The sequence below is a fragment of the Armatimonadota bacterium genome, from assembly GCA_031459855.1.
Classification (GTDB): domain Bacteria; phylum Sysuimicrobiota; class Sysuimicrobiia; order Sysuimicrobiales; family Humicultoraceae; genus Fervidifonticultor; species Fervidifonticultor primus.
In genome coordinates this window covers 1,380,703-1,393,649 of record JAVKHP010000001.1, presented here as the reverse complement: position 1 = coordinate 1,393,649, position 12,947 = coordinate 1,380,703, and the positions used below count along the sequence as shown (strand labels likewise).

General features: G+C 70.9%; 11 protein-coding genes. All 11 read right to left on the bottom strand.

Annotation, left to right across the window (positions count from 1 at the left end; translation table 11 throughout):
* Positions 1-6 precede the first annotated feature (6 nt).
* Positions 7-1,029: an ABC transporter ATP-binding protein gene (locus QN157_06375; protein ID MDR7555220.1), complete on the bottom strand. Its 1,023-nt coding sequence runs from the start codon at positions 1,027-1,029 to the stop codon at positions 7-9.
* Positions 1,026-2,084, bottom strand: a complete 1,059-nt coding sequence (locus QN157_06370) for an ABC transporter ATP-binding protein (protein MDR7555219.1) — start codon at positions 2,082-2,084, stop codon at positions 1,026-1,028. Before QN157_06370 ends, QN157_06375 begins: the two co-directional genes overlap by 4 nt.
* Before the next feature lie 6 nt (positions 2,085-2,090).
* Positions 2,091-2,927 (bottom strand): ABC transporter permease, encoded by an 837-nt coding sequence (locus QN157_06365; GenBank protein MDR7555218.1) that lies wholly within the window; start codon positions 2,925-2,927, stop codon positions 2,091-2,093.
* On the bottom strand, positions 2,928-3,914 hold the full coding sequence (locus QN157_06360) for an ABC transporter permease (GenBank protein MDR7555217.1): 987 nt from the start codon (positions 3,912-3,914) through the stop codon (positions 2,928-2,930).
* Positions 3,915-3,917: 3 nt separating this feature from the next.
* The gene (locus QN157_06355) at positions 3,918-5,489 is read right to left on the bottom strand and encodes an ABC transporter substrate-binding protein (GenBank protein ID MDR7555216.1); all 1,572 of its coding nucleotides are present in this window, start codon (positions 5,487-5,489) and stop codon (positions 3,918-3,920) included.
* A 341-nt stretch (positions 5,490-5,830) separates the two neighbouring features.
* Entirely contained in the window at positions 5,831-6,232 is a 402-nt protein-coding gene (locus QN157_06350) for a nitroreductase/quinone reductase family protein (GenBank protein MDR7555215.1), read from the bottom strand.
* Between the two features lie 341 nt (positions 6,233-6,573).
* The gene (glnA, locus tag QN157_06345) at positions 6,574-8,028 is read right to left on the bottom strand and encodes a type I glutamate--ammonia ligase (protein ID MDR7555214.1); all 1,455 of its coding nucleotides are present in this window, start codon (positions 8,026-8,028) and stop codon (positions 6,574-6,576) included.
* Positions 8,029-8,284: 256 nt separating this feature from the next.
* Positions 8,285-9,799: a DUF3604 domain-containing protein gene (locus QN157_06340; GenBank protein ID MDR7555213.1), complete on the bottom strand. Its 1,515-nt coding sequence runs from the start codon at positions 9,797-9,799 to the stop codon at positions 8,285-8,287.
* On the bottom strand, positions 9,799-10,851 hold the full coding sequence (locus QN157_06335; protein MDR7555212.1) for a Gfo/Idh/MocA family oxidoreductase: 1,053 nt from the start codon (positions 10,849-10,851) through the stop codon (positions 9,799-9,801). Before QN157_06335 ends, QN157_06340 begins: the two co-directional genes overlap by 1 nt.
* Positions 10,848-11,882, bottom strand: coding sequence for a Gfo/Idh/MocA family oxidoreductase (locus tag QN157_06330; GenBank protein ID MDR7555211.1), 1,035 nt, complete (start codon positions 11,880-11,882; stop codon positions 10,848-10,850). The genes QN157_06335 and QN157_06330 overlap by 4 nt, the downstream gene beginning before the upstream one ends.
* 6 nt (positions 11,883-11,888) lie before the next feature.
* Positions 11,889-12,929: an ABC transporter substrate-binding protein gene (locus QN157_06325; GenBank protein ID MDR7555210.1), complete on the bottom strand. Its 1,041-nt coding sequence runs from the start codon at positions 12,927-12,929 to the stop codon at positions 11,889-11,891.
* Between the last annotated feature and the right edge of the window lie 18 nt (positions 12,930-12,947).

Here is a 12,947-nt window from a genome sequence, read left to right as displayed (position 1 = left end):
AAGACGCTACGACGTTCCCGACACCTCCCCGGCGAAGTGACACAGCGCGCGCTGCCCGCCGCCCAGGTCCACGAGCGGTGGGAACGTGCGCCGGCAGATCTCCTGCGCCATGGGGCAGCGCGGGTGGAACGGGCAGCCGTCGGGCGGGGCGAGCGGCGAGGGCGGGTCGCCGGGCAGCAGGATGCGCCGGCGCGTCCGCGCGGCCCGTGGGTCCGGCACCGGCGTGGCTGACAGCAACGCCGCCGTGTAGGGATGGCCGGGCCGGCGGAAGACGGCTTCGGTCGGGCCGTCTTCCACGATGCGCCCCAGGTACATCACGGCCACGCGGTGCGCCACCGCACGGACCACGGCCAGATCGTGACTGATGAAGACGAACGCAACCTGCCGCTGGCGCTGGACCCGCTGCAGCAACAGCAGGATCTGCGCGCGCACCGACAGGTCGAGCGCCGAGACGGCTTCGTCGGCGACGATCACCTCGGGGTCGACCGCAAGCGCCCGGGCGATGTTCACCCGCTGGCGCTGGCCGCCCGACAGCTGGTGCGGAAACCGCCGCAGGAAGACCTCGGGCGGCTCCAGCCCGACCTCGGTCAGCAGACGCCGGACGGCCGCGACGTCGTCCTGCCCCGCGGCGTCCTCCTTTCCCGCGCCGCGCGCCGGCGCGCCGGCCCTGGCCCGCGCGGCCAGGGCGGTGCGTAGCACCTGTTCGACGGTCTGGCGCGGGTTCAGCGACGCCTGCGAGTCCTGGAAGACGACCTGGACGCCCAGCCGGTAGCGCCGCCAGGCGTCGCCCTGCAGCGTCGAGACGGGCGCGCCCGCGAACCACACCTCGCCGGCGGTCGGCGCCTCCAACCCGGCCAGCAACCGCCCGGTCGTCGTCTTGCCCGACCCGGACTCGCCCACCACGGCCAGGGTCTCGGCGGGCCCCACGCCCAGCGTGACGTCCGTGACCGCGTGCACCCACCGGCGGGGGCCGAGGAACGCGCGGCCCCACGGGAAGCGCTTGACCAGGCCGCGGCCTTCGAGGATCACGGTGGCGGCGCGTGGAGCCAGCAGGCCGCGCGCTGCGCGCCCATGGAGATCTCGGGCGGGTCGGCAGTACGGCAGCGGTCGAGCGCGCTAGGACAGCGCGGGTGGAAGCGACAGCCCGTCGGGAGCGCGGCGAGGTCGGGCACCGCGCCCTCCAGCACGCGCACGATGGGCCGGGCCTCTTCCACCGAGAGCGCGCTGGCCAGCAGCCCCTCGGTGTACGGATGCGCCGGCCGGGCGAACACCGCCGCGGTGGGGCCGGCCTCGACGATGCGCCCCGCGTACATCACGTAGACCGTCTCGCAGACCTCCGCCACCACGCCCAGGTCGTGGGTGATCAGCAGGAGCGCCATCCCCAGCTCGCGTCGCAGGCGCGCCAGCAGGTCGAGGATCTGGGCCTGGATCGTGACGTCCAGCGCGGTGGTGGGCTCGTCGGCGATCAACAGCCGCGGCCGGCAGACCGTGGCCATGGCGATCATCGCGCGCTGGCGCATGCCGCCCGAGAGCTCGTGGGGGTAGCGGCGGTAGACCTCGGCCGGGTCGGGCAGCCCTGCCTGGGCCAGGGCCTCCACGGCGCGCGCGCGGGCGCCGGCCCACCCGTGCCGCACGGCGTAGGCTTCGGCCACCTGGTGCCCGACGGGCAGCACCGGGTTCAGGTAGGTGGTCGGGTCCTGGAACACCATGGCGATCTCGCCGCCACGCAGCCGGCGCATCTCCTCCTCCGGCAGCGCCAGCAGGTCCCGGCCCGCGAAGCGCACGCGCCCGCCGACGATGCGCGCGCCGCGGGTGGGGAACAGGCGCAGGATCGAGAACCCGGTCATCGACTTCCCCGAACCCGACTCGCCCACCAGGCCCACCGCGCCACCGACGGGCACCGTCAGCGAGACCCCGTCCACCGCGCGCACGACGCCGCGCGGGGTGACGATGTGGGTGTGCAGGTCCTCCACGGAGAGCAGGACGTCGTCGGCTGATCCGGACGATGCGCGCAGGGGGTGGGGCAGGATGCCGTCGGCCGGTCCGGGCGATGCGCGCAGGGTGTCGGGCGGGACGTCAGCCATGCCAGGTCACTCGTTCAGCCGCGGGTTGGTGGCCTCGTTGAGACCGTCGCCCACCAGGTTGAAGCCGAGCACGGCCCACGAGATGGCCAGGCCGGGGAAGACGCTCATCCACCAGGCCTCGCGCAGGTGGGCCTGGGCCGCGTTCAGCATGCCGCCCCAGGAGACCAGGTTGGGGTCGCCGAGCCCGAAGAAGCCCAGCGAGGCCTCCAGCAGGATCGCCACCGCGACGTCCAGCGACCCGATCACCACCACCGGCGGCAGCGCGTTGGGGAGGATCTCCCGCAGCATGATGTGCGTCGCCGGCTGTCCCTGCATGCGCGCCGCGTCCACGTAGGCGGCGCCCCGCAGCGCCAGGAACTGTCCCCGCACCACCCGCGCCGCCTGGGGCCACGACAGGATGCCGATGACCAGGATCAACTTCAGCAGCCCGGTTCCGAACAGCGCCACCACCAGCAGCGCCAGCACGAAGCGCGGGATCACCTGGAACAGCTCCGTCAGGCGCCCGAGCAACGCGTCCACCGCGCCGCCGTAGTACCCGGCGAGCGCGCCGATCACGATGCCGAGCACCACCGAGGTGGCGGCTGCGCTCACCCCGACCACCAGCGAGACCCTGCTGCCCCACACCACGCCGCTCAGCACGTCGCGGCCCAGGTGGTCGGTGCCGAGCAGATGCCCACCCCGCCCCGGCGGCGCGAGATGAGCCAGCGAGGTGGCCAGCGGGTCGAACGGCGCCACCCACGGCGCGGCCAGCGCCACGGCCGCCAGCACGGCCACCAACCCCAGGCCCACCAGTGCGGCGCGGCGGCGGCGGAAGCGGCGCCAGATCTCGGCCGGTGTGCCCATCTAGTAGCGCACCCGCGGGTCGAGGACCGCGTAGAGGAGGTCGGTCAGCAGGTTGACGACGACCACCGTGGCCGAGACGACCAGCAGCACCCCCAGCAGCACGGGCGTGTCGCGCTTGAGGATGGCGTCGTAGAGCAACCGGCCCACGCCCGGCCAGCCGAACACCGTCTCGACCAGCGCCGAGCCGGCCAGGACGAAGGCGAAGTTATACCCGATCACGGTGACGACCGGGAGGGCGGCGTTGCGCAGCCCGTGCTGCACCAGGACGACCCGTTCGGCCAGCCCGCGGGCGCGGGCCGCCAGGACGAAGTCCTGGCTCAGGGCCTCCAGCATCGCCGCCCTGGTCAGGCGGGCGATGAGCGCCATGTAGCGGAACGACAGGGCCGCAGCCGGCAGGACCAGGTGGCGCGCCACGTCGACGACCGCCGCGAGCCCCGTGTACTCCTCGCGCACCGAGCGGACGCCCTGCGCGGGCAGCCAGCCCAGCGTCAGGGCGAACAGCAGCACCAGCAGCTGCGCCAGCCAGAAGTCGGGGATCGAGAAGCCCGCCAGCGCCACCCCGGTCGCCGCCGTGTCCACCCCGCCCCCGGGCCGGCGCGCCGCCACCACGCCCAGGGCGACGCCCACGACGGCCGCGACGCACAGCGCGGTGGCCATCAGCAGCAGGGTGTTGCCCAGGCGCCCGACCACCAGCGTGGCCACGGGCAGGCGGTACGCGAACGAGAACCCCAGCTCGCCGCGGGCGACGTTCCACGCGTAGCGCACCAGGCGGACGGGCAGGGGGCGGTCGAGCCCGAACTCCTGCCGCAGCTGCGCCACGTAGTCGGGCGGTGCGGGGTACTCGCCGAGCAGCGTCGTGATCGGGTCGCCGGGCGCCAGCGCGATCAGCGTGAAGTTGACGACGACGACGCCGGCCAGCAGCGGGACGGCCTGCGCCAGCCGGCCCGCCGCGTAGCGCCACAGCGGCGTGCTACGGCCCGAGGGCACCGGCTACTTCTGGATCCACACCGCGTCCCACCGGTCGCGCGCGTCGGCGCCCGTCCACACCCCGCGCAGGGTGGCCCGGGCCGCGTCCACCCCCACCTCGTCGAAGAGCATCAGCGCCGGCAGGTCCGCGGCCAGGAGCTTGCCGACCTCGGCGTACGCCTGCGCGCGCGCCGCGCGCGACGTCGCTTCGGTGGCGCGGGTCAGGAGCTCGTCCACGGCGGGGTTGCTGTAGCCGCTGGCGTTCACGAACGGCACGCGCGGGGGTGCCGTGGCGTAGATGCGGTGGTAGCCGATGGCCGGGTCGCCGCTGCTGGTGTAGGTCTCCAGCGCCAGGTCGAAGTCGGCCCGCATGTAGACCCGGTCGATGCGCACCGCCGCGTCCACCGGCACCAGCTCGACCGCCACGCCCACCGCGCGGAGGTTGTCCTGGATGATGGCCGCCGCCGCCACCAGCGGCGCCCGTGCCGCGTCGTAGACGAGCCGCAGGCGGATCGGCCGCTCGCCGCCCGCGCCCCGCGGGAACCCCGCCTCGTCCAGCAGCGCGGCTGCGCGCTCGGGGCTGTAGGGGTAGAGCTTGTTGAAGTCCGCCGCCGGCGACCACGCCCACCGGAACCCGTCGCCGAACGGCCCGCGCGCCGGGCGGGCCAACCCGGCCATCGCCTGCTGGGTGATCTGCACCCGGTTGATGGCGAAGGCCAGCGCCTGCCGCACCTTCACGTTGTTGAGGGGCGGGCGGCGGGTGTTCATGTAGAAGAACCCCACCGAGGGAATCGGCTGTCCGATACGCACGCGGATCGCGGGGTTGCGCCGCAGGCGGTCCACGTCGGTCTTCGGCAGGTAGAAGTCGGAGATGTGGTCGAGCTCGCCGGTCTCCAGCGCGGTGACGCGCAGCGTGGGGCTGGGGAAGACGCGGAAGACCAGCCGGTCGAGGTAGACGGGGTCGACGTAGTCCGGATTCCGCTCGAGGACGATCCGGTCGCCGCGCACCCACTCGCGGAACCGGAACGGGCCGGTGCCCACCGGCTCCATGTTGCGCGGGTGGCGCAGGACGTCACCGCCGGCGTAGACGTGCTGGGGCAGGATCGGGCAGTCGAACACCGACAGCAGCCGCAGGAACGGGGCGAACGGTCGTTTGAACCGGATCACCAGCGTCGTCGGCCCGACGACGGTGATGCGGTCCATCTGCTCGAAGGCGCGCCGGAACCGCCCCTGGTACTTGCCGGTGACCTCCTCCATGGTGAACTTCACGTCTGCCGCGGTGAAGGGCCGGCCGTCGTGCCACTTCACGTTGGGCCGCAGCTGGAACGTGTACTGCAGCCCGTCGGGCGAGATCGTCCACGACGCCGCCAGCTGCGGCTGGATCTCGCCGCGCGGGTCCACCCAGATCAGGCCGTTGTACAGGCTGGCGCCGACGGCGCCCACGGGGAAACTGGTGGTGATGCCCAGGTTCAGCGTCTCCGGATCGCTGCCCAGCGCGACGACCGCCGTGCCGCCACGCTGGGGCTGGGCGGGCCCGGCGGCGGCGCTCGTCGCCAGGACCACGCCCGAGAGCACGATCGCCAACCACACACGCATGCTGTCTCCTCCCACGACGTCGCTGCACCTGCTCTGCGGTAGCGTGCAGTCTGCGAGGTTCTGTTTGACGCCGGGATGCCGGCCCCTGCCCCGATGCGACGGGAGGCAAGTGACAGCAAACGCCTGCCACGGCGGGTGGGCCGCAACGTCCGGACCGTGCCACGCGCCTTGCGGGACCACGCCCCCGGCCCGGACCGCAGCGGGCGGTCCGCCACACTTAGACGTCGTGCGGCGAGGAGTAGCCGGCACCGCCCGGACGGCGTGTGGCGGCAGACCGCCTGCGCCCGGGCACACCGCCTACGCCCCGGACGCCGTCCGGTGAACGTCGGCTGACAGCGCGCTCAGGCGGGGCGCCTGCTACCCCGCGTGCGTCGGCTGCGCGCCGCCGTCCCCAGCGGCACGCGCACCGCCGCGTCGAAGACGTCGTAGTACCGGGCGATCTCGGCTGGCGTGTACTTGGCCTGGAACTTCCGCACCACCGCCCTCACGGTCCTGGCGTCCCTCACCGGGTAGGCGGGCAGGGTCTGCCGCTGCCGGCCGGCCCGCACCGTGATCGTGGGGGTGGCCACGACGTTCTTGAACCACTGGCTGCGCGACCCCCGCACCGGCAACAACCAGAGCGTCGCGCGGTCGTGCACGAACCAGACCGGCAGCGTGATCGTCTTGCCGGTGCGCCGCCCGCGGACGGCGATGGTGATCTCCTCGCGCCTTTCCAGGGCGCTGGCGAATGACGCCTGCGCCATACCCGCCTCCTCGCAGCCCGCCTCACGGCCCGCCTCCTCCCGCGGCGCGGTGGGGCACGCCGTGGCCGTAGCGCGCACGCTGCGCGGGCTCACCCGGGCGTGTCTGTTTCTGCTCCCGTGGTTCTGCTCCCGTCCTGCACTTCCTGGTGGCACCGTGCCCACGGCAGCAGGAGGTGACAGCAGCAAGACGCGGACTGGCAGGCGCAGGCGCGCAGCACTTCCTGGTGGTACGTGCCCACGGCAGGGCTGCAGCCCGGCCGCAGCTCGCCTGGAACACGCGGGGAGGCGGGAGCGCTCCCGCCTCCCCCGGCGACTCACCGTGCTCTGACGGCCTGACGTCGTTACGCGTCGTAGTACAGGTAGAACTCCGATGGGTGGGGCCGCAGCCGGATGTAGTCGACCTCTTTCCTGCGCTTGGTCTCGATCCAGGTCTCGATGACGTCCTTGGTGAACACGTCGCCCTCCAGCAGGAAGGCGTGATCGGCCTCCAGCGCCGCGAGCGCCGCGTCCAGCGACCCGGGCACCTGCTTGACCTTGGCCGCTTCCTCGGGCGGCAGCTCGTACAGGTCCACGTCCATGGGCTCCCCGGGGTCGATCTTGTGCTTGATGCCGTCCAGCCCGGCCATGGTCATGGCCGCGAACGCCAGGTAGGGGTTGGCCAGGGGGTCGGGCGGCCGGTACTCGATGCGCACCGCCTTGGGGTTGCTGGAGTAGACCGGGATGCGCACGGCGGCGCTGCGGTTGCGCTTGGAGTAGACCAGGTTCACCGGTGCCTCGAACCCGGGCACCAGGCGCCGGTACGAGTTGGTCGTGGGCGCCGCGAACGCCAGCAGCGCAGGCGAGTGCTTGAGCAGGCCGCCGATGTACCACCGCGCCAGCTGGCTCAGGTTGGCGTAGCCGCGGGGATCGTAGAAGAGGTTCACCCCGTCCTTCCACAGGCTCTGGTGGCAGTGCATGCCCGAGCCGTTGTCGCCGAACAGGGGCTTGGGCATGAAGGTGGCCGTCTTGAAGTGCGCGCGGGCCAGCATCTTCACCAGGTACTTGTACAGCTGCATCTGGTCGCCCATGCGGGTCAGGCTCTTGAAGCGCATGTCGACCTCGCACTGCCCGGCGGTGGCCACCTCGTGGTGGTGCACCTCGACTTCGATGCCGGCCTCCTGCATCTTCAGGACCAGCTCGCTGCGGAACTCCTGCAGGCTGTCCGACGGCGGCACGGGGAAGTAGCCCTCCTTGTGCCGCGGCTTGTAGCCCAGGTTGGGCTTCTCGTCGCGCCCGCTGTTCCAGATGCCCTCGCTGCTGTCCACCATGTAGAACGCCTGGTTGGCGGTCTGGTCGTAGCGGACCTCGTCGAACACGAAGAACTCCGCCTCCGGCCCGAAGTACACCGTGGTGGCGATGCCGCTCTTGCGCACGTACTCCTCCGCCTTCTGGGCGATGAACCGGGGGTCGCGGGTGTAGCGGCCGCGGGTGACGGGATCGTAGACGTCGCACGTCAGCAGCATGGTGGGGATGCGGCTGAGCGGGTCGACCACGGCCGTGGACGGATCCCCGATGAGGATCATGTCCGACTCGTGGATGTGCTGGAAGCCGCGGATGCTGCTGCCGTCGAAGCCGATGCCGTCGGTGAACAGGTCGGCCGACAGCTCGGTGACCGGGATCGAGAAGTGCTGCCACATGCCGAACAGGTCGGTGAACCGGAGGTCCACGATCTGGACCCCCCGCTCGCGCGCCATGGCCAGGACCTGCTCGGGACTCGCCGCGACGTCGGCGGTCGGGCGGTCGCCCACGATCGCCATACCAGCTCCCTCCTCCGCTCCCCGCGGGGCCGCAGGAACGCAAAAACGCCCCCGGATCCGGGGGCGTCATGGCCCAGCGAGGCTATGAGAACTTGGCCATACCATAGCAGCCCGGCCGGCGGTCGTCAACAGGGGCGAGCGGGGCGCTCGCGGGAGGGGATCGACGAAGAGGCTCAAGAGGTCGTCGGCCCGACCCCATGCTCCAGGGCCCGGACTGCGACCTGAGTCCGGTGGCCTTGGTAATCCATCGGCCACGTCATGCGTTGGACCTGCCTACCCAGATGGGCGAGCTCCAGGCCCACTGATGGTTCGTCTGGCGTACCCTGACGTAGTACCAGTCGCCCTCACCTTCGCTCTCATGCTCCAGCGCAAAGGATCCAGAAAACTCGCCGCGGCTTGCTGCGCGGCCGAACCGAAACGCCGCTGTGCGAAATCCCCCGAGATAGCGCACCTCCGCGCCGTCCCGGAGCGCGGCCAGCGAGACGGCGACGTCTTGGTCGTTGATACGCCCCACAATCCGGGTGGCCTCAGCGCCGGCGACGTGCAGGCTGATGGCCTGGATGCCGGGCGTCAACGGATTGGGGTTGCCCCAGGTGGTGGTCTCGAGCAGAACCCGATCCCCACGACGTTCCCATGCGCTCAGGACGAGATGCTCAGTACTCCCTCCCCCGGGGGACACCACGTCGTGGCCCCGCAGCCGCGGTTCTACGTCCAACAACCGGCCGTGCTCCACGCTGAGGTCGACCCGCCATCGAACGGGCACGGCTCGATCCCCCCACCCCAATTCCAGCGCCACCTTCCAGGAGTCGGAGGTGTCATCACGCACAGCGGGTGTCCACCGATGAAGCAACCGACCATTGTGCACCACATCGACGTAGTCGATCGCACCTCCAGCCTCAACGGCCACCTCGATACGCCGGCGGCGGGCGAAACCCAGGATTGATCCCATCGGCTGCCCGTTGACGGCAAAGGCCAGCACAATACGGTCGCCGGTCAAGGCGTACGTCCTACGTCGCCGCAGCGCCTCCCAGATCGCCTGGCGCGTCAGCTCGGCAGCCCAGACTCCGGCGCGCCCCCATCCGTGGCTCCCGGGATGGGCAGCGTGGTGGTCGGTGGATCCGATGACACCAAACACCTTCCCAAGCCGCAAGCCGTGCTGCATGGTGCTGGGGCCGTGCCGTGGGCCCATGGTGTGGAGATACGGATAGGGGGCGTCGTCGGACTCGGCGACGCCGTGCATGGAAACGATTTCGACGATGGGCGAGCACTCCGGGGCAAACGCTGCCCAATCGATGCCCCGGTAGCCGACCCGGTAGCCGATGTGATGGGGGATGAGGAGCGCGGGTCGACCCGCAGCGGTCAGCTCCCGTATCGCCGCCTGAAGCCCCTCCAGATCGACCGCGGGCACGATCTCGCCATCGCCGTCCCGATAGTAGACGTTGTAGTCACCGTAGCGCAGGGAGTGCCACTCGTAGCTGAGGAAGGTGACAAAGCGCCCCTCGTCGTTGGCCGCATTGGTCACCGCCCGCAGGCGGGGCCACCGGGCCGCTGCCTGTGCGAAGCCGCGCTGGTGATACGCGATGGTGTCCGACAGCCGAGCGTCGGAAGCAGGCATGTCCGGCCAGGCCGCGTGGGCCGTCACGCTGGCGAAATCCAGCTGCAGCCGCGCGTTGGCATAGGCGTCCTCGGGCGCGCCGTAGCCGTACCCGACGTTGCAGTGACTGTGCAGGTCACCGAAGTACGCCTTGAGCCCTTCGTAGCCCGGCACCATCACCGCGGCGCCCTCGCAAAGACCACAGACTCGCTGCGCCCGCTGGCTGCGGCGCGGTAGGCTGCGAGGACCATCTCCACAGCGCGCCGGCCTTCCTCCACGCCAAGCTGCGGCTGCCGGCCGCCGCGCAGGCACTCGATGAAATGCCTGGGGCCGCTCTGATGGAACCGCTGGCCGCCGAAGGTCGTGGTTGCGGGCGAAGGTTCCCACGTGCCAACAGTGCCGCCGCGCCGGAAGACTTTCAGGTGAGGAGGGCACGCAAAGTCCCGCGATGCCAGATCGACGCCCGACAGCAGGGCCGTCCCCTCGGTCCCGTACACCTCGATGGACTGCTCGGCCGCGGCGAAGCTCCAGCTCGTGACGACCTCGGCCAGGCTGCCCTCCGGGAAGGTGAAGATCGCCGCGGCTGTGTCTTCCGCCCGCAATCCCAGCGCCCGGTGGGACACGACCGCGGTCACCTGCTCAGGGGGACCGAGCAGCCACAGCAGAAAGTCAGCGGCGTGCACGCCCTCGTCCAGCAGCGCCCCGCCACCGGCCAGGTCGGGGTCGACAAACCACTGCCGCAAGAACTCTGGCTGGTGGCCTCTGCCATGGCCGTGTCGGATCCGCACGAGGACCACGTGACCGAGATCGCCCCTCCGGACTCGGGCGACCAGGTCGAGGTTGACCGGGTCGAAGCGCTTGGGGAAGTTCTGCATGAACACGACCCCGGACGCTTCGACCGCACGCTGTATGCGGTCGCAATCGGCGAGCGTGGCAGCCATGGGCTTCTCGCACAGGATGTGCACGCCGGCACGGGCCGCTTCCTCCACGAGATCGGCGTGTCGGGCGGTCTCGGACGTGACGCCCACCGCGTCGCACTCCCGCAGCAGGGCGTTCAGCTCGGCGAAGTAGCGGGTGCCATGGCGGGCCGCGGCGGCCTCTCCTCGGGAGCGATCCTCGTCCCACACGCCCGCCAGACGCGCCTCGGGATGGTTCGCGACCGCCTCCGCCCAGAACTCGGCGTGGTAGTGGGCAAAGCTGAGCACACCAAACCTGATGGGCGTGCTCACCACCGCTCAACGTCCTCCCAGTGGCCCGAGGCCGCCGACCGGTAGATCGCCTCGGCCACAAGGACCGATGCCAGGCCGGCCCGCCCCGAGTCGTCCGGTGGCACCTCGCCCCGCAGCATGGCGATCAGGTGCGCGTGCTGTCTGGCCCCGGGGCGCTCGGGCGGTAGGTCGAGGGCAGACCACGCGGGCTTGCCGGTCGCGTCGGGCACCGCCACGGCCAGGCGCCCGCGCTCCGTGCGCAGCCATGCCGTGCCGCGCTCGCCGTAGATTTCCATCCGGAACCGGTCGGTGCCCGCTACCTCGGTGTAGTCCATCTCGTGTACGGCCCGCAGGCCCGACGCGAAGCGGTACACCGCGACCGCATGATCCTCGTTGTCGGGGTACACCACCGTGCCGTCGTCCAGCACGCGCTCCCGGCGGAACGTGGCCGTCGTGGCCCAGACAGCCGCGATCTCTCCGAACAGGTGCCGCAGCAGGTCGATCCCGTGGGTACCGAGCTGCAGCACGACGCCCCCACCCACATCGGCCTTCCGGTAGAACCAGGCTGCCCACCCGGCTCCCGGCGTGGCGTTGCGCTGACGAACGCTGTGGATCGGCCCCAGCGTCCCCTGGACCAGCAGGCGGCGCGTCTGCTCCACTTCCTCCAGATAGCGGTGCATGAAGCTCACGAAGACCGGCACACCGGCCGCCTCGGCCGCCGCCAGAATGCGCCGGCACTCCGCCCCGTTGCGCGCCATGGGTTTCTGGATCAGCATCGGTTTGTGCGCGCGCACTGCGGCCAGGGCGAGCGACTCGTGGGTAGAATCGGGGGTCGCGATCACCACCGCATCGACGTCCTCCCGTGCCAGCAGCGCATCAGGGTCGGTGGTGGCGTACGGAATACCGTAGCGCATCGCCTTGGCCCGCACCGCCTCGGCCCGGCGCCCGCACAGGGCCAGCACCTCGGCGCCGGCCTCGCGCAGGCCCACGATGTGGTAGTCACTGATGTACCCGGCGCCGATGATGCCGAAGCCGGGACGCTTACGGCTCATGCGCGCCTACGGCTTCCACTTCCCCCTCAGCGTCACCAGGGCCGGGTTGAACTCCTCCACATACCCGGTGTAGGTGTACTCCAGGGGGTCCACCGGATTGCGGATGCGCCCGGTCTTGGCCAGGAAATCCGTGTAGACCTTCATGTCCTCCCAGTACTTCTTGTCGAAGCGGGGGTCGAAGACGTAGTCGCCCCACAGCGCGCGGTTCTGCTCTACCGGCTGCTGCAGGAACCTGGAGATGGTCGCAATGACCTCGTCGCGGTTCTTCGGGTCCGACACGTACAGCTGGGCCCGCAGCAACACCCGCATCATGGCCCGGGCGGCGTTGGGCGACCGCCGGATGAAGTCCTCGGAAACCACGAAGATGGACCGGGTGTTGGAGGTCTGGACCTTGCGGCCGTCGTCGTCGGCAAAGTGGCTCACGGTCCCCGTATGCAGGATCTTCACGTTGGCCCGCTGCTGCGCGAGGTACGGCCAGGGGTTCCAGCAGATGAACGCCTGAATGTTGTTGTTGATCAGCGACGTGAGCTGCTCCGGCGGCGGCAGGTTCACGACCTGCAACCGTCGCACGTCGAGCCGGTAGTACTCAGCGATACGATAGAGCACAGCTGAAGCCACCGACCCCTCCAGGAGCCCGATGCGGATGTTGTAGAGGTCGGCCGGTCGCTGGACGTTGGCGTCGGCCCGTACCACCAGCCTGTCGATGTAGGCCAGGGTATTGGTGCCCAGGACCACGATCGGCAGCCCGTTGTGCCGCATGCTGATCGGGGGCAGGTTGCCGGGCGTCCACAACTGGATCTGCCCCGCCGCCAGCGCTTCGCCGGCGAGCGCGCCGGCGGTGAACGTCTTGGTCTCGACCCGCTCGAAGCCGGCCTCACGAAACCATCCCTTCTCCATGGCGATGATATGCGGCGCAAATACGGGGTCCACGCCGAATCCCAGGGAGAGCGTCTTGATCTCCAGCGTCCCACCTGGCGCGGCCAACGATGGTCCGGCCACCGCCACCACCAGGGCCACCACCACACTCAACCTCGCGAACCCGCCCATCGGCCATCCCTCCTCGTC